15 protein-coding genes are annotated in these 17,653 nt (G+C 60.5%); 5 read left to right on the forward strand and 10 right to left on the reverse strand.

The features are described from left to right. Positions 1 to 59: 59 nt before the first annotated feature. The 5 genes from J5286_RS23515 to J5286_RS23535 form a co-directional block, all read right to left on the reverse strand. Entirely contained in the window at positions 60 to 695 is a 636-nt protein-coding gene (locus J5286_RS23515; protein WP_245206509.1) for a FecCD family ABC transporter permease, read from the reverse strand. 52 nt (positions 696 to 747) lie between these two features. Then, positions 748 to 1,887, reverse strand: a complete 1,140-nt coding sequence (locus J5286_RS23520) for an ABC transporter substrate-binding protein (RefSeq protein WP_209192143.1) — start codon at positions 1,885 to 1,887, stop codon at positions 748 to 750. 346 nt (positions 1,888 to 2,233) lie between these two features. Continuing rightward, positions 2,234 to 3,373, reverse strand: coding sequence for a mandelate racemase/muconate lactonizing enzyme family protein (locus J5286_RS23525; protein WP_209192144.1), 1,140 nt, complete (start codon positions 3,371 to 3,373; stop codon positions 2,234 to 2,236). Positions 3,374 to 3,383: 10 nt separating this feature from the next. Then, positions 3,384 to 4,292: a dihydrodipicolinate synthase family protein gene (locus tag J5286_RS23530; RefSeq protein WP_209192960.1), complete on the reverse strand. Its 909-nt coding sequence runs from the start codon at positions 4,290 to 4,292 to the stop codon at positions 3,384 to 3,386. 13 nt (positions 4,293 to 4,305) lie between these two features. Beyond that, the gene (locus tag J5286_RS23535; protein WP_209192145.1) at positions 4,306 to 5,016 is read right to left on the reverse strand and encodes a GntR family transcriptional regulator; all 711 of its coding nucleotides are present in this window, start codon (positions 5,014 to 5,016) and stop codon (positions 4,306 to 4,308) included. Between the two features lie 128 nt (positions 5,017 to 5,144). On the opposite strand from J5286_RS23535, the gene J5286_RS23540 reads away from it, so the two are divergent. From J5286_RS23540 to J5286_RS23560, 5 genes are read left to right on the forward strand one after another with little or no spacing between them, the layout of a single operon-like run. Next, positions 5,145 to 6,740: an ABC transporter substrate-binding protein gene (locus tag J5286_RS23540; protein ID WP_209192146.1), complete on the forward strand. Its 1,596-nt coding sequence runs from the start codon at positions 5,145 to 5,147 to the stop codon at positions 6,738 to 6,740. Positions 6,741 to 6,764: 24 nt separating this feature from the next. Beyond that, complete coding sequence (locus J5286_RS23545; protein ID WP_209192147.1) at positions 6,765 to 7,826, forward strand: ABC transporter permease; 1,062 nt, start codon at positions 6,765 to 6,767, stop codon at positions 7,824 to 7,826. Positions 7,827 to 7,830: 4 nt separating this feature from the next. Next, on the forward strand, positions 7,831 to 8,742 hold the full coding sequence (locus tag J5286_RS23550) for an ABC transporter permease (protein WP_209192148.1): 912 nt from the start codon (positions 7,831 to 7,833) through the stop codon (positions 8,740 to 8,742). Next, entirely contained in the window at positions 8,735 to 9,583 is an 849-nt protein-coding gene (locus J5286_RS23555; protein ID WP_112436484.1) for an ABC transporter ATP-binding protein, read from the forward strand. Before J5286_RS23550 ends, J5286_RS23555 begins: the two co-directional genes overlap by 8 nt. Position 9,584: 1 nt before the next feature. After that, positions 9,585 to 10,367 (forward strand): ABC transporter ATP-binding protein, encoded by a 783-nt coding sequence (locus tag J5286_RS23560; protein WP_209192149.1) that lies wholly within the window; start codon positions 9,585 to 9,587, stop codon positions 10,365 to 10,367. A 167-nt stretch (positions 10,368 to 10,534) separates the two neighbouring features. Here J5286_RS23560 and fhuB read toward each other — a convergent pair whose 3' ends face one another. The 5 genes from fhuB to J5286_RS23585 are packed head-to-tail and all read right to left on the reverse strand — an operon-like array spanning position 10,535 to position 17,285. Continuing rightward, positions 10,535 to 12,502, reverse strand: coding sequence for a Fe(3+)-hydroxamate ABC transporter permease FhuB (fhuB, locus tag J5286_RS23565; RefSeq protein WP_209192961.1), 1,968 nt, complete (start codon positions 12,500 to 12,502; stop codon positions 10,535 to 10,537). Further along, a complete protein-coding gene (locus tag J5286_RS23570) occupies positions 12,499 to 13,380 on the reverse strand; it encodes an ABC transporter substrate-binding protein (protein ID WP_209192150.1) in 882 nt (293 codons plus the stop codon). Before J5286_RS23570 ends, fhuB begins: the two co-directional genes overlap by 4 nt. A 13-nt stretch (positions 13,381 to 13,393) precedes the next feature. Then, positions 13,394 to 14,224 (reverse strand): ABC transporter ATP-binding protein, encoded by an 831-nt coding sequence (locus J5286_RS23575; RefSeq protein WP_209192151.1) that lies wholly within the window; start codon positions 14,222 to 14,224, stop codon positions 13,394 to 13,396. A 3-nt stretch (positions 14,225 to 14,227) separates the two neighbouring features. Next, a complete protein-coding gene (locus J5286_RS23580; protein WP_209192152.1) occupies positions 14,228 to 15,118 on the reverse strand; it encodes an alpha/beta hydrolase in 891 nt (296 codons plus the stop codon). 49 nt (positions 15,119 to 15,167) lie between these two features. Next, the gene (locus J5286_RS23585; protein WP_209192153.1) at positions 15,168 to 17,285 is read right to left on the reverse strand and encodes a TonB-dependent siderophore receptor; all 2,118 of its coding nucleotides are present in this window, start codon (positions 17,283 to 17,285) and stop codon (positions 15,168 to 15,170) included. Positions 17,286 to 17,653 lie beyond the last annotated feature (368 nt).

Genomic DNA, 17,653 nt, shown 5'->3' on the forward strand with positions numbered 1-17,653 from the left:
GCCGCTGGTCTTCCGGGGCGCGCCCCGGAAGACCAGCGGCCGCAGCACCTGGGGAAGATTCAAACGGCACTAATGAGGAGTATTGCTCCGGTACTGACAGCCGTCAGCGCGCCGAAGAGCTGCGAAAGCGCAATGCCGACGAGGATGAGCGTCGTCGCATGGAGATTGCGCGACGATGCGAGTGAAAGGACAAGCGCCGTGTTGATGAGGGAGAACAGAAGCGCGCCGATGACAAGCGACACCGCCGCACTTCCGGCCGTCGCGCCAAAGACGACGATCGCCAGCGAGGCGCCAAAGGCTGCTGCAGGCGCGATGCCGAGCGTATAGGGGCTGACCAGCGGATTGCGCAGCAGGCCCTGAAACAGCGTGCCGGCGACGGCGAGTGCCGCGCCGCCGAGAATGGCGAGAAGCACGCGCGGCAGGCGCAGCTCCCAGATGACGTTGTGCATCAGAAGCGTTGTGCGATCCGTCGGTACCGTGCCGGTGATCTTCGCCCAGAAGGTCTGCAGGACGTTGACCAGTGTTGCCCCGGAAGTTCCAATCTGGATGCCGACAAGAGCGGTGATGACGACGGCGGCGATCCCGAGGCCGATTGCAAGCTTCTGGCCGGTATAGCGGTCACGCGGTTTGCGGGTATCGGTCGGCAGGGAATGCGGTAAAGGCGAAGAATGGGATTCCGTTTGGACTGAACTCATCTTTTCCTCGAAACTGAATGGGTGTCATAGCGCTGAGGCGCGTCGCGGCATCTCAGACCTTGCCGTCGAGCCTGTAGGCGTAGTCGGCGACGGAGCGGGCTTCGACGCCCTGCGCCTTGAGCCAGCGGGCGAAATAGGCATCGACATCGACATCCGCGAGACGATCGGGATAAAGCCATTTGGCGACGGCGAGCGCGCCGAGCTGCTTGCCGAGGGCGGAGAAGAAGAAGTTGCTGAAGACGATGACGTTTTTGTCCTGAACCGCCTTGATCGCGCTCCAGCCGGGGCGATCGATGATGCGCTGCGCCTGCGCCGCGAACTGTGTCTGGTCCCACGGCTGATAGCCGGCCGCCAGGCCGTCGACGCCATTGTGGATGATCACATCCGGGTTGCGGTTGATGATCTCGACCGGATCGACCGTGTAAGTGTGGACCGATGCACTGCCGGTATTGGCAATGGCGATGTCGCCGAAGATGTTCTTGCCGCCGCCGAGCACAATCGTGTCATGGAAGCCGGAGCCGGGAAGCGAGGTCGCGAAATCCGCATTGTTCTCGAAATAGACCTTCTTCGGCTCGACACCCTTCAGATGCTGTGCAAGCACCGCATCGATATCATCGTAGAGTGCTGCAAGATCCGCCGCGCCCTTTTCTTGGCCGAAGATCTTGCCGAGGTTGGGCAGCTGCGCGCGCAGAACCTTCGGGTCCCAGGTGCTGACGACGACAACCTCGATGCCGAAAGGCTTCAGCTTCTCGATCGCATCCTGCCATGGCGCATTGCGGCGGGTGAAGAAGACTTCCGCGCCGGAGGCGGCAATCGTCTCCCAGTTGGGGCCATTGTAATTGCCGGCATCCGGAAGGCTGGCGAATTTGGCGAAATAGTCCTTGTTCGCCGGGTTCTTGGCGGGATTGGTGCTCTGGTCGATCGAGACGATCGTATCGCCAGCGCCTATCGCCCGAACGATCTCCGCCTGGTACCAGAGGTCGGTGTAGACGGCCCTGATCGGCGTCTTGACGGTGACCTCACGGCCAAGTTCGTCGGTGATCGTCACCGTCTTCCTGTCATCCGTCTCGGCGAGGACCGGTGGCGAAAATCCCTGGACCGACAGTAGCGAGCCGAAAGCCAAGGCGCCAGACAGCGCAAGCGCCCCGCGACGATTGACGGAAACGTCGGATAGGATGGTCGATTTGCGCATTGGTGTCCCCTTGCAGCCGGATGGTGAAGGCGGATCGGACGAAACCCCTCGCCGACCGCTTGACTGTGAGCTTAGGGAAACCGACAGCGTCTGAGAAAGGCCGATTTTTTATTGTCTATAGATTTAGTAGAATATTATTTGGCCCTCGATTGCCGCGCTGCCGCTATGTGCCGGACCCACGCCGAAAACTGTTCCGTTACAGTCAGATTGCCCTGACCTTGCGGTTGCCGATCGACCAGCTTTCTGGAGAGTTTGGTTCGAATTCTCTCAAGAGCGATAATATTCAGATCTCTGGATCTAATGCTGGCCGCGGCGCACTCCGTCGCCGCGGCCAAGCTAGAGCATATCAGGGATAAGCCGTCGCGCCGTCGGGCTTGCGGGTAATCTTCCGCTCCCAGTGGATGTAATCCTCCGTCTGCAGCGCCTTTTCGTCGATCTCCAGGCCCCAGCCAGGGCGATCCGGGCGTAGCTCCATGTGTCCGTCGACAGGCATGTAGGGGTCGGCTGCCCAGGGCGCATGGACATGCGGCTTGAATTCCAGCACCTTGAAGTTCGGCTGGGCCGCGCAGAAGTGGATGTTGACCGCGGTTGCCAGCGGACCCATCGGGTTGTGCGGCGCGACCGTCACATAGTGCGCCTCGGCGATAGCAGCGATGCGCCGCATTTCGCTGACCCCGCCGACCACGCAGATATCGGGCTGGATGATGTCGGCGCCACGGGCCGACAGCAGCGCCAGGAACTCGAAGCGCGAATAGAGCGATTCACCGGTTGCGAGCGGAACGGTCACCTTCGACTTCAGCTCCGTCCATGCCGGGATGTGTTCCGGCCGGATCGGCTCTTCGTAGAAAAGCGGATCGTTTGGCGCGATGGCGGCTGCAAGCTGGACGGCCTGATACGGTTCGAAAATCTTCGCATGAGCGTCGAACGCGTAGTCAAAATGCGATGGCGTGATCTCGCGGATCTTGCCGAACCAGTCGCCCGTTTCCTTGACGAGTTCGCCCCAGCGGCCGGTATGAAGATCGCGGCGATAGGGGCTGAGCTTGAAGGCGGTGTAGCCGTATTTCTCGTTCAGCTCGAGCGACTGGTCGCGCGCGGCTTCCGGGTCCGGCGCCGTATAGACGCCGCAATAGACCTTGACGCGATCGCGTACATTGCCGCCGAGCAGCATGTAAACGGGCAGGCCGGCAGCCTTGCCGGCGATATCCCAGAGCGCGTGGTCGATCGCCGAAATCGCCGCGAGGCCAAGCGCACCCGGCGGAAAACGGCATTGCTGGTTGAGCTTGAGCACGAGGAATTCCACGCGGCGCGGATCCTCGCCCTCGATCTGATGAAAGAGGTAGTCGAGAAGCGGCGGCAGTGCCCAGTCCGGGCCGTGGTTGTAGCACTCGCCCCAGCCGGAGATGCCTTCGCTGGTCTCGATTTTCAGAAGCAGGCGAGGGCGGTCGTCCACGCGCTGCATGTAGGTCTTGATGCCGGTGATATGCATTGGATCTTCCTCAGGCCGCGCGGCTCTTTTCGGCGACATTGTCGACGATGGCGCGCAGGTCGGCGCGTTCGGCTTCGGTCAGGCTCTCGACGCCGGGCACGCGCACGGGGCCGACCTCTGTTCCGAGCATGCCGAGCGCTTCCTTGACGACGGTGACATTGGCGCCGTTGAGGTATTTGGTGCGCAGCGCCTCGAAGCCGGCGATATCGTCGATGAGCGCGCGAGCGGCGGCGTAGTCACCGGTTTCCAGCGCCTGATGGATGGCGTGCGAGCGTTCCGGAAAGACGTTCACGAGGCCCGAGGTGAAGCCACGGGCGCCCGTGGCATAGAAGGCCGGCGCCCAGCCCTCGGCAAGGCCGCAGACCCAGATCGCCGGCGCATCCCTGGTGGCGCGGATCACTTCGGCGAGCAGCATGAGATTACCGGATGCAAACTTGATGCCGGCGATATTCGGGTGCAGCGCCAGCTTGCGGAAGTCGGCGACGGAGAAGGTGTCGCTGCGCACATAGGCGATGACGGGAACCGTGCTGGCGTCGGCGAGCTCCAGGAAGTAGCGCGCCTGGTAGCTTGGGCCGGCGAAGGGGTCCATCGGGTGATGGCCCATGATCGCGTCGGCGCCTTCGGCGATGGCATCGCGGGCAAGCGCCTTTGCTTCGGTCAGCGAACGACCGACAGCTGCGCTAACCAGGGACTTGCCGCCAGCGGCCTTGATCGTCGCGGCGTGGACAGCGCGCACTTCATCCATGGTCAGGGTGAAGAACTCACCGGTGTTGCCGGCGGCCATCAGATTGTGGACCCGCGCATGGGCGAGGCGGGTGATCAGAGCCGAGAGCTTGGCGACATCGACGCTGCCATCTGCTTTGTAGGGGGTCACGGGCACGCCCGATATGCCCGTCAGGGCCTTGCGGATCTTTTCCATTGCCTCGGTCACGTCAGATGTCCTCCTTCTTCTTGAACACGATGTTGAGGTAGGTTTCGCCGGAACGGACGACGTGGTCGCGCATCACGCGTTCGGCCTTGTCGCTGTCGCTGGAGATGATGGCGGCGGCGATCGCGGCATGTTCGGCCAGCGCCTTGCCGCGCTCGAGCGGATCGGAATGAATGACCCGGCGGATGCTGCCGTCGTAAAACTGCTGCCGTTCGATCATCCGCGAGAGATACTGGCATCGCGAGGCGATGTGGATCTGCTCATGAAATGTCTCGTTGAGCGAGATCAGATCGTCGGCCACGCCCTCCTCGGTCGCTTTGCGCATCAGCGCGACGATATCGTCCAGATTGGCCGCTTCGGTCTTCTCGATGCGCTTGGCGGCGAGGTGGGCGATCATCGATTCCAGCGCGGCGCGCGCCAGGATCATCTCTTCCGCCCAGCCGGCATTGAAGCGGATCAGCACGCCGCGACGCGGCAGCGTCTCCACCAACCCTTCGGTTTCAAGCTGACGCAGGGCTTCCTTGATGGGTGTCGTACTGACGCCGAGCTGCTCTGCGAGCTGGCGCTCGTTGACGCGCTCATCCGGCGCAAAGCGGCCGGAGAGGATCGCGGTGCGCAGCGTCTTGTGCACGTGGTCGCGCAATGTCGTCAGAAAACGCGGGTCGATCTTCGCGATGCGGTCTGCGGCAGGCTGCGTCGATGCCTCTTTTTGCATGTCCCGAAAATTCCCCCGTTGACGACAAAATCGTTTTGTGAGATCTGATATACCAGATTTCAGATCGATGTCGATATGAAAATTCGCGCTCGGGGCGAGGTCCGGCGCACCAGGGAGGAGATAGGACGATGAAAAGACGCAGTTTTCTGATGGCATCGGCTATGGTGGCGTCGACGCTTGCCATGCCGCTCGCAGTGCAGGCGGCAACGCCCAAGGATCAGCTGGTGATCGCCACCAACATGTCCTCGATGCGCGGTCTGGATCCGAACGAGCTCAACCAGCTGGAATCAGCGGAAATCGTCGCCAATCTCTATGAGCGGCTGATCGTGCTCGCCGCTGACGACATCACCAAGCCGCAGCCGGGCATCGCCGAGAGCTGGACAGTGTCCGACGACGGCAAGACCTTCACCTTCAAGATCCGGTCCGGCGTCACCTTCCATTCCGGCAACGCGCTGACCGCCAAGGATGTCGAGTGGTCGCTGCGCCGCCTGGTGAAGCTCGGGCTGGCGCCCTCCGTCGATCTTCGCCAGTGGGGCATCACCGACAAGAATGTCGATGAGCTGATCAAGGCAACGGATGATTCAACCGTCGTGCTCCAGACGCCCGAGGTCTGGAACCCGAACCTGATCCTCTTCTCGCTCGCCAGCTTCTCGACCTCGATCCTGGATAGCCAGCTTCTCGCCAAGAACGAGAAGAACGGCGACATGGGCCGCGAATTCCTGCAGACCAATGATGCCGGGTCCGGCCCCTATTCGCTGCGCACCTGGCGCGTCAACGACCTTTTGATCGCCGAGGCCTTCAAGGATTACTGGCAGGGCGCCCCGAAGATGCGCCGGGTCATCCTTCGCCATATGCCCGAATCGTCAGGCCAGCGTCTGCAATTGGAAGCCGGCGACGTTGATGTCGCGACGCGTCTGTCCTCTACCGATCTGGCGGCGATCGAGGCCGGCGGCAAGGCCGATATCCAGAAGACGCCGGGCTTCGGCTTCTACTATCTGGCGCTTAACCAGAAGGACGAAATCCTCTCCAAGCCGAAGGTCCGCGAGGCATTCCGCTATCTCATCGACTATGACGGCCTCGCCAACACCGTCATGAAATATTACGGCATCAAGCAGCAGACGATCATTCCGGGCGGCCTGCCCGGCGCCAGCACCGAGAACCCGTACAAGCTCGATATCGACAAGGCCAAGCAGTTGCTGGCGGAAGCCGGCTATCCCGATGGCTTCTCCAAGGTCTATTACGCAACGCCTGTGACGCCCGAATACGAAGTCGCGCAGTCGCTGCAGGCCAACGCCGCCAAGGCCGGCATCAAGCTCGATCTACAGGGTGGCGATCATATCGGCAAGTTCCGCAACCGCGAGTTCGAGATCTTCTCGGCGCGCACCGGCGAACGTCTTCCCGACCCGCATGCGGTTCTGGCGTCCTATGCCACGAACCCCAACAATGCCGACGATGCGAAACTCTCCGGTCTGATCGCCTGGCGCTCTGCTTGGGAGGTTCCGAAGGACATCCAGGACATGGTGACAGCGGCCGCGCACGAGACCGACCAGCAGAAGCGCGCCGATCTCTACGCCAAGATCAACAAGGCCTATCTGGATGCTTCGCCGGCCTTGATCACCTCCTTCCAGCGCACGGACGCAAAGGCGGTCAGAAAAGAAGTCAAGGGCTATGTCGGCCATTCGACCTGGCTCACCCGTTGGGACACCGTCTCGAAGGGCGATTAAGCCCTTCCTGTCGAGGAGAATGACGTGAGTATCTCACAGACATCTGGAAACACGCCGGCAGGCGCACGGGCGGCGCTTGGCGCGCTGCGCAAGGTGACGGCATCCTTTGCCGTCATCCTGACAACGCTGCTCGGCCTGCTCGTGATTACCTTCGTTGTCGGTCGCATGGTTCCCGCCGATCCGGTTATCGCCGTGATCGGCGACCAGGCCGATCACGAGACCTACGAGCGCGTCTACAAGGAGATGGGGCTGGATCAGCCGCTCTATGTGCAGTTTGCCACCTATCTCGGCAATGTCGCACATCTGGATTTCGGCCAGTCACACGTGACGAAGAACCCCGTCGCCAGCGATCTCGCCCGCGTCTTTCCGGCAACGCTGGAGCTCGCCACGCTGGCAACGATCATCGGCGCCGGCTTCGGTATCCCGCTTGGCATCATCTCCGCTGTGCGCAAGGGCACCTGGGTCGATCACCTAGCGCGTGTCGTCGGACTGCTCGGCCACTCGACGCCGATCTTCTGGCTGGGCACGATCGTCATCCTCGTTTTCTACGCGAAGTTCGGTCTCATACCCGGCAGCGGCCGCCTCGATGTCTATAATGAAGGGCTGGTCGAAGGACCGACCAATTCCATCCTCGTCGACGCGATCCTTGCCGGCGAGTGGGAAGTCTTCCGCGATGCCCTGCTGCATGTTGCGGCGCCTGCGCTGATCCTCGGCTATGCCGCGATGGCCTATCTCAGCCGCATGAGCCGCAGCTTCATGCTCGAGCAGCTGCGGCAGGAGTATGTGTTGACCGCCAAGGCCAAGGGCCTCGGTCAGCGGGCGATCGTCTGGCGCCACGCGTTTCGCAACATCCGCGTGCAGCTGCTGACGATCGTGGCTCTCGCCTATTGCGGCCTGCTCGACGGCACGGTTCTGATCGAGACGGTTTTCGCGTGGCCCGGCCTTGGCCAGTATCTCACCTCGGCACTGTTCTTCGCAGACATGAACGCGGTGCTCGGCAGCGTGCTCCTCATCGGCATCATCTCGATCGCCATCAACCTCCTGTCGGACCTGACCTATCGGTTCCTTGATCCGCGTACCCGGTGACATCATGGCGACACGTTATTTCAACGATCTGCACAATTGGCTGATCAACGAGGAGTTTTCCTCGACGCGTCAGGCGCGGCTCCACAAGGCCTATGTCCTGTGGCTGAACCTGATTGCCAACCCATTGGCATTCGCCGGCTTCATCGTCGTGCTTTTGCTCGTCTTGATCGCGACCTTCGCGCCGCTGCTCGCCAATCATGATCCGATCCTCCAGGATCTGACCATGGCGCTGAAGCCGCCATCATCCGCCAACTGGTTCGGTACCGACGAATTCGGCCGAGACGTCTATTCGCGCCTCGTCTACGGTGCCCGCACGACGCTCTACATCAGCATTCTGGTCACGGTCATCGTGGCGCCCATCGGCTTTGCGATCGGCGCGACCGCCGGCTATCTTGGCGGCTGGGTCGATGTCGTCTTGATGCGCATCACCGATATCTTCCTTTCGTTTCCAAGTCTCGTTCTGGCGCTCGCCTTTTCCGCAGCCCTTGGTCCCGGGATCGAGAATGCGGTCATCGCCATCGCGCTCACCGTCTGGCCGCCGATCGCGCGTCTGGCGCGTGCCGAAACGCTGACGTTCCGTGCTGCAGATTTCGTCGTTGCAGCCGAGCTGCAGGGCGCTGGCATGGGCCGCATTCTGTTTCGCCATATCGTGCCGCTCTGCGCGCCGTCGATCATCATCCGCCTGACGCTGAACATGTCGAGCGTCATCCTGACGGCCGCCGGTCTTGGCTTCCTCGGGCTCGGCGCGCAGCCGCCAATGCCCGAATGGGGCGCCATGGCGGCTTCCGGACGCCAATATCTTCTCGATGCCTGGTGGCTGACGACGGTTCCCGGTATCGCCATTCTCCTGGTCAGTCTCGCCTTCAACCTGCTTGGCGACGGACTGCGCGACATCATGGATCCCCGCAATGCCTGAACAGTCAAAACCGATCCTCTCGGTCAAGAACATGTCGGTGCAGTTTCCTACGCTGTCCGGCGTGGTCAACGCCGTCAAGAATGTGAGCTTCGATGTCGGCCGCGAGAAAGTTGGCATCATTGGCGAATCCGGTTCCGGCAAGAGCACGACCGGACGCGCGATCATGCGCTTGCAGCCGGGTACGGCTCAAGTCGTCGCCGATGAGCTGCGCTTCGAGGATGTCGATCTCCTCGCTGCCAGCGAGGCCGACATGCGCGCGATCCGCGGTAGCCGGATTTCGATGATCCTGCAGGACCCGAAATATTCGCTCAATCCCGTCATGACCGTCGGAGAGCAGATTGCCGAAACCGTCATCCTGCACGAGCGCCTTGGCAAGAAGGCGGCGCGCGAGCGTACGCTTGCCATGCTGGAGCGGGTGAATATCCGCGACCCGCAACGCGTCTTCAATCTCTACCCGCACGAGGTCTCGGGCGGCATGGGGCAGCGCATCATGATCTCGATGATGCTGATCTCCTCGCCATCGCTGATCATCGCCGACGAACCGACCTCGGCACTCGATGTGACCGTGCGCCAGCAGGTGCTGTCGATCCTCGACGACCTGATCACGGAACGCAACATCGGCCTGATCTTCATCTCTCACGACCTCAACCTCGTGAAGAGCTTCTGCGACCGCGTCATCATCATGTATGCGGGCCGGATCGTGGAAACGATCGAAGCCTCAAGGCTCGACGAAGCAACCCATCCCTACACACGCGGCCTGCTTGAGGCGCTGCCCAGTCTCGACCATCCCAGGGATCGGCTGGAAGTGCTGAAGCGTCAGGCAAGCTGGGCGGAGGCGTGACATGTCCATCATATCGGTAAACGATCTCGCCGTGTCCTTCGGTAGCGGCAATGATTTCAAGCAGGTCGTAAAGAGCGTCGCCTTCGAGGTCGCGCCGGGCGAGACATTCGGTCTGGTCGGCGAAAGCGGCTGCGGCAAGTCGACTGTGCTCGGCGCGCTGGCGGGACGCATCAAGGAATGGAGCGGTTCTGTCTCGATCGACGGCGACGTGGTCGGCTCGAAACGGTCGCGCGCGCAGCTCGCCAAGCAGCAGATGGTGTTTCAGGATCCCTTCGGCTCCCTGCATCCGCGCCATACGATCGGTCGCACGCTGCTGGAGCCCCTCGAGATCCACGGGCTGGATCGCAGGCAAGAGCGTGTCGAGCAGGTGCTGCGCGACGTCGGCCTGCCACCCGGCTTCCGGCATCGTTTCCCGCACCAGCTCTCCGGCGGCCAGCGGCAGCGCGTGGCGATTGCTCGCGCGCTTATCCTTGAACCCAAGATCCTTTTGCTCGACGAACCGACATCGGCGCTCGACGTCTCGATCCAGGCGGAAATTCTCAATCTCCTGAAGGATCTGCGTGAACGCTCGAAGCTGACCTACATCCTCGTCAGCCATGACATGGCCGTTATCGCGCATCTCTGCAACCGCGTGGCTGTCATGCAGGACGGCGTTTTTGTCGAGATCGCGACGCGCGAGCAATTGCTTTCAAACAACGTCGAGCACGCGTATACGAGGACGTTGCTCGATGGGAGCAGAGGATATGTGCCCCATCCAAGGTCACGCGCGAACGGCGCGCCATGACCGCCGGTTGCCAACGACACGGCAGTGAGTTCAAAAGATTGGCCATTTCCGGGACGCTCGCAGTCCCTGCAAAGCTAGGTCGGCCATGCAGATTTGCCCCATACCCGACGGGCGCATCGTGTTTGCGTGTCGAGGCGTGACGTGGAGATCATGTTGCGGCGCCTGACCTAGGCCTTCCTCCGCATCATGAACATCAGGAATGGCGCCCCGATCATCGCGGAAACCAGTCCGGCCGGGATCTGATAGGGCGATACGAGCGTGCGCCCCAGGAAATCGGCAGCAACCATGAGTGCGCCGCCGATCAGGGCTGCGCCGATCATCTGTGGCAGTGCGCGCGTCAGACCGGCCTCTCGTGCCAGATGCGGTCCCATCAATCCCACGAAAGAAAGGGGGCCGACAGTGAGGGTAGCGGCGCCGGTCATCAGGCCTGCCAAAGCGAAAAGAACAAGTCTCGACTGCGCCAGTGATATGCCAATGGCTGATGTCGGTGACGGTCCGAGTGGAAGGATATCCAGCCAGCGTCGCGTGGCAAAGGCAATGGTCATCAGTACCAAACCAATGGTCATTTCCGCGAAGGCCGTTGACCCATCGACGAGATAGGTCGAGCCGCTCATCCATCTCATCAGAAGAGCGGCTCTTGGATCGCCGGTGGAGCTCAACACGCCGACGACCGCATCGACCATTGCGCTTAGCGCGATCCCGGCAAGCAGGACGCGTTCGGGAGAAAAGCCGGACCGGCGTGAGCTTAAGAAAATGACGACAAGCACACCGATCGAGCCGGCGACCGCGAAGGTAAACTGGCCAAACAGGCCGGGTCCGATGGCAAACAGCCCGATTGCAACTCCGAATGTCGATCCGGCGCTGATGCCGAGAACCTCGGGGCTCGACATTTCGTTGCCTGTGAGGCGTTGCAGGACAGAACCTGCGACCGCAAGCATTGCGCCTGAGGCCAAAGCTGCAAAAACCTTTGGCGCTCGCATTGCGAGGATGTCCGATGACATGTCGCCGGAAAGAATTGAAAGGCTGCCATCAACGCCGCGTCCCACGACCATGCTCACGCCAACGGCCAGAAGCAACCCAAACGCGACAAAGGAGATCGATGCCGCTGTGTTGGTACGTCGAGGTCTGTTCCACACCCCAGACTGTTGAATCCGGTGGCGGATTTTCAGTCGGGGCAAAAGCGCCAACAACAGGGGGGATCCGAAGATCGCGGTAACTGCGCCCGTCGGCAGGAAGTCCCCAAGCCCGCCAGCAACCAATTGAAGGACCGCGTCGGCACAGAAAAGAAGGCTGGCTCCGATCAGCGGAGACCAGAAAATCAATTGTCCGGGACGCCGCGCGCCGGATAGTCGCGCGAGCGTCGGCGCGACCAGACCAATAAAGCTGATCACACCTATAGCACTGGTGACAACGGCGGAAAGGGTCACGGCACAGCCGACAGCAATGACCCGAAGTCGGGCCACGCGGATACCAAGAGATGCAGAATTGTTATCGCCGAGATCGAGCAGAGACAGCGGCCTTACGATCAAGGCGCAAACCAACGTCACCGCTGCCATCTTCCAGAGCAAGGACAATGGTATGACCCAGCTCTGTTGTGACAGCGATCCGCTTCCCCAAATGAAGAGGCTCGCAAGGTAGCGCTGATTGAGATAGGTCAGGATGGCGGAGAGGCCGCCGCACCATAGACTAAGCACCAGCCCTGACAGCACGAGGGAATAAGGCGAAAATCCACGCCGCGCGCCGAGGCTGAGAACAATCGCTGCGGCAGCAGCACTCCCTGCCAGGGCGACGAGATCGCGGTTGGCTCCAAGCAGTCCCGGGATGAAGAGCGATGCCACCACCAAGGCGAGGTTGGCGCCGGCTGACACGCCAAGCGTTGTCGGATCGGCGAGCGGATTGCGCAACACCTGTTGGAAGAGAGTACCCGCCAAGGCAAGCGCTGCACCGGCAAGGATCGCTGTCGCGAGGCGGGGGAGGGTCGAGTAATAAAGCACAAGCCGTGTTGCATCGTAGCTTGCCTCGGAAGGCGCCCTCAAGGAGGGGGTGACAAGCAACAGGGATGCACAGCCTCCAACGATGAAAAAGATGGCGACCACAAGTGCCGGCCCGAAGACGTCTCGACGAAGAATGGTCATGCGTCGCGCTCCAGGAGATCGGTCAGAAGACTCGCAAACCGGATGGCCTCGTTCATCATCCCGAACATCAGGGCCGCGGGAAGAATCGACAGGTGTCCGGGGCGAGCAAATGGAAGCCGGTTCCACAAAGGACTTTCTGCAAGTTTGGGAAGAACGTCCGGTGGGACAGGATCAAAGGCAACGAGGCGCGCATCCGGCGCCGTGATCTTGGCAAGATCTTCAATGCCAATGGTTTCGAACCCCCAATAGTTCGATTCCCTCGTCCATGCGTTGCGGACGCCGAGCCGCTCGAGCACACCATGAAACAGTCCGGGGTTTGAATAGATACGGACGTGACGCGCATCCATGAAGTTCACCAAAGCGATCGGCGGAATGTCTTTCCCTGCCAGTCGTTCGCGGCACCTTTCAAAGAAGGCCTCGGAGCGGGTCAGGAATGCTTCCGCTTCCTTCTCGCGTTCTATTTCCACCGAAAGCTTCTGCGTTCCTGATATCGCCGACTGAAGAGCAGGCCCACTATCAGGCGTGAATATCTCCAGGCGCACAACTCTTCCATAGGGCTTCAACCTGGGCAGCAACTCGTCGAGATAGGGCGTCGTCAAGATAATGTCGGGTTTCAGCTGGACCAGGATTTCGAAGTTCACCTCGAAGGAGCTGCCGATATCAACTACGGAATCCGGCATTGCCGGCTCGACCACCCACCGACCCCAGTCGGCGAGATCGGAGATGCCGACCGGCGGCAGACCGAGCGAGAGAAGCGTCGATGACAGGCCGTAGTCGAGACTGACGATCCTATGGCCAGACGTCTGAGCGAATACCGGCGTCGGAACAGCCGCCATCGCAGTCGCATAGTGCAAAAAGGTCCTTCGCGAGATGAGCATCAAACCACCTGACCTAGCAAGCATAGGCAAGTGGGTGGTTCAAATTCGGCGCGGCGATAACATTCATGTCGATCCCATAAATGTCATACAGCGTCTCGGGCACGAGTATGTCGGCCGGCGTGCCGCTGGCAACCACGTGACCATGGTTCAGAGCATGGATCCGATCACAGAAGCGCGCTGCCATGTTGATATCGTGAAGGACAATCACCACGCTCCGACCGCCTTCATGTGCCAGGCGACGGACGAGTGAAAGAACCTCGATCTGGTGGGCGACGTCGAGTGCTGCGGTCGGTTCGTCGAGTAGCAGACAGCGAGCATCTTGAGCGACCAGCATGGCGATCCAGGCGCGTTGTCGTTCGCCGCCGGACAGGGTGCCGACCAGGCGTTCGGCAAGCATCTCTATGTGTGTTGCCGCAAGCGCGGCATCGACCTTGCCCTTGTCGATCTCGGAAAAACGACCGAGGGCGCCATGCCACGGATAGCGCCCGCAACCGACAAGTTCGCGAACTGTCATCTCAAGACCCGTGCTCAGATCTTGCGGCAAATAAGCGACCGCTCGCGCAAAGTCGCGGTCGCCATAGTGATCGAGTGCGTGGCCGCTACAGGTAACAGTTCCTGACGTGGGCGACTGTTGGCGCCCAAGAATTTTCAAAAGGCTGGATTTGCCTGATCCATTGTGCCCGACCAGAGCCACGACTTCCCCTGCGGGAAATTCAAGTGTGACGTTAGACAGGATGGTATTGTCCTGGATGCAAAGCCCAACGCCGCTGACGTCGAACGCAGTTGCCAATTGGGGGATCGCTTGCGCGGGCTTTAGCGAGGTCAAAGTGTTTCCCTTTTTCATTGGCTACTGGTCAGACGGTTGATTGTCGTCCACGCGGCCGCTTTCAAACGCAATACCAACGGCTCGATTGACGGCTGGTCCGAGCACGGACATGTGTGTCTGCCCCGCGAAGAGCTCGAACTGCGCCTGAATGCCCGTGGCGGGATCATGCAGTCGATCCGCCATTTCCCGCGCGAGTGCGACCGTGCGTTCGATCTTGCGCTTCTCCGCACGGGATGCAGCGTCGTCGTTGCGATATTGGAATGGAGCTAGCTCATCGCCTTCATACTCGCCAGCCGACAGATGAAGGAAGGCGGCTGGACCAATGATGGGCTGCCGTGCGGCCTCGTTGTTCAAGATCTCGCTTGCCTCCCAATAGATCGTCGGACTTGCCGCAATCCAGTTCGTGAAAAGGCTTGGGCGTTCGAAAAGGGTATAAAGCGTGAAAAGCCCGCCGAACGAATGGCCGAACAGCGACCTGCGCGTTCGATCGATGCGCGTGATCGCGTCGAGCCGTGGAAAGAGGCGGTGCTCGATGAAGTCGACGAGTTGCCCGGTCCCGCCAATGCGGACCGGTGGTCCGCCCTCGAAATAGGGCGGATAAGATTTGACCGGCGGAGGGCCAAGATCCCAAGCCCGCCGGAAGGCGTCATAGGGTTCGTCGCAGGGGTAGCCGATCGCGGCAATAACCCCCCACTCGACGTTGGTTCCAGTCGGATAGGGTGCTTGCGTCACCGTGCTGGCGAAAGCGAAAGGGAATGTCGCATTGCCGTCGGTTGTGACCAGAAGGGGCCAGCCGCCGGCAGGCGGCTCGCCTTTCGGTATGAACAGGAAAATGCGATACGGGGCGCCACCGTCTATCGGCTCCAAATCGAAATGAACTGTTCCCGGCAAGGCGTAGGCTTGTTCAGACATATTCATTCCGTCTATCGCTTAGTCGATCGGCAAGTGGTTGCAATGCTCGTTACCACTTGAATTTCAGCGAGCCCATGACCGTACGACCCTGGCCGGTGTAGCAATAGCCATCGGTGCAGACCTGCTCGCGACGATCGGCGAGGTTTGTGGCGCTTACCGAAAGCGACAGTCCTTTGAGTTCTGGAGAGCTCACACCAAAGTCATAGGAAATGACCGCATCGAGATAGCCGACGCCGGCGTTCTTGGCCGTGTTGGCATCGCTGGTAAAGGAGTCGCTCATCGCGCGAATGCCGCCCCCAATGCTCAGCCCAGGTATGGCCGAGGTCTCCGGCATCGCGTAATTCACCCACAAGGAGGCGACGTGGCGCGGTACCGTCGAAGGGGCATTACCAATCAAGGTCGCATCGTTGTTGCCGGTGATCTCAGCATGAGCGTAGGTGTAGGCAGCAATCAGGCTGATGCCGTTGTCGAACTGGGTGCGGCCCTCAAGTTCGAAACCCGTATAGGTGTTCTCTCCTGAATTCTCGGAAAACAGGAAGCTTGAATCGTACTGCGGCTTGCCGGTTTCAACCAGCCGATAAACTGCCCCGCTCAGAGAGTAGTTCTCACCTTCCGGCTGGTACTTGACGCCAACTTCGATCTGCCGCCCTTTTGTGGGGTCCAAAACCGAGCCATCTTCCGACAGAGCTGTCGATGGAACGAACGATGTTCCGTAACTGACATAAGGGGCGATGCCGTTGTCAAACAGGTAGAGCAGTCCCACCTGGCCGGAAAGCACGCCATCGTCCTTTTCATCCGTCGAGCCGCCAGCGCCTTTCACGGTTGATTCCTGGTGTGCCCAATCATAGCGAAGACCTGCTACGGCTCGCCAGTTGCCGAATTCCATCTGATCCTGTGCATAGACGCCAGTCTGATTGAGGCTGCTGCCGGTGAAGTAGTTGAGCGCTGGCACCGGAACGAGGGAGCCGGGCGTATTTGCTGCGACACTATCGCTGCCCATGGCGAAGTCGGACGAAACCCATGTGTAATCAAGGCCGCCGAGCAGCGTGTGGGAGACCTCGCCGGTATCGAATTTGGCTTCGAGCTGATTGTCGATCTGATAGCTGCGCATGTCCTCCGTCACGGCGGTCGTCGGCCAGCTACCGTCTGTATTGACGAGGATGCGGTTGAGGTAATGGGCCTTCAGATTTACATCGCCTGCGCGGGCATTCTGGCGGAAGGTCAGGCCGTTTTCGAACTCATGTTCCAGCTGGTATCCCAGCTGATACTGTTCGACCTTCTGGCTGTTGAAGTCCGGGTCGGTGTAAAGGAAGACATCGTTGTCCTGCAGATAGCTCCAGGCGCTTGCACCTGTCTCGCTTTTCTGCGCCAAGCCATAAACGGTGAAGGTTGTATCTTCACTCGGCTTCCAGGTAGCGGACGGCTGTAGGAGATAACGATCATCATCAATGTCGTAGCTTCCTTCGCCTGCGCGGGCCAACCCGACCAGGCGGTAATCTATCTCGTCATTGATCGGTCCGCCAAAATCGAAGGCTGCCTGCTTGCGGCCGAAGGTGCCGTATTGCAGTTCAATTTCATGATGCTCTTCATCTAGTGGCAGCTTTGAGATGCGGTTGACGATACCGGCGGCGCTCGCCGCGCCGTACATCACCGATACAGGCCCCTTGAGCACCTCAATGCGATCCAGCGTGTAGACTTCCGTCATGAACGAGCCGTAGTTCATGATCGGCTGACGCAGCCCGTCGCGGAAGTCGCCGGTGGTCGTGGTCTCGATGCCTCGGATGTAGATCTGGTCGAATCGCGGGTCGTAGCCGAAGGCGCCGGTGGTCACGCCCGAGGCGTAGCGGGCCGCCTGGATCATGTCGGTGACCGCACGCTCATCCATTTCCGCCCGGGTGACAACGGAGACGGAGCGTGGCGTCTCGACGAGTGGGGTGTCCGTCTTCGTCGCTGATATCGTGCGTTTGGGCACGATCGTAGCATTGTCCTCTTTGATGGACTGGGGGCTCGAACCATTTCCGGTAACGGTGATTTTCTCCAGCTCTGTGCTGTTGCCGTCTTGCGCGAATGCCGGTCCCGCGTTCAAAGCGGTTGTCACAATCCCTACGAGCATCGTCGAACTGAGCAGGCCACGATGCGAGCGAACCCGTTTGAAAGAAAATGCCATTGCGCGACCCTTCCCGGCAAGCAGCAGCGCCGGCATGTCGCTGACGCAAGACCAAAACTTCAATGCGGCAATTTGCGCCGCGGAAAGGCAAATCACCTCTCGAGCGCATCAATAAAAACATTACTAAATGAGTCAAGATATAGTGTGGGCCTTTGTGGTCATTCCTCGGTCTTTTCGCCAGTTTCTCACAGGACACGAGGCACCGGGCTCCGACATTCGTTCGATAGTCTGACCTACGACGACACAATGAGGCGCCCGGACAGAAAAAGTAGTCTTGGTCGGCGCGAATGACGAAGTCTGCGGCTTGATTTCAACAGTCATGCCATCGTCTGCGCGATGGCCATACCAATGGAGTCGCCGACCGCCCC

Origin of the sequence: Rhizobium sp. 16-488-2b, from assembly GCF_017741815.1 — a bacterium.
In the GTDB taxonomy this organism is placed as follows: domain Bacteria; phylum Pseudomonadota; class Alphaproteobacteria; order Rhizobiales; family Rhizobiaceae; genus Rhizobium.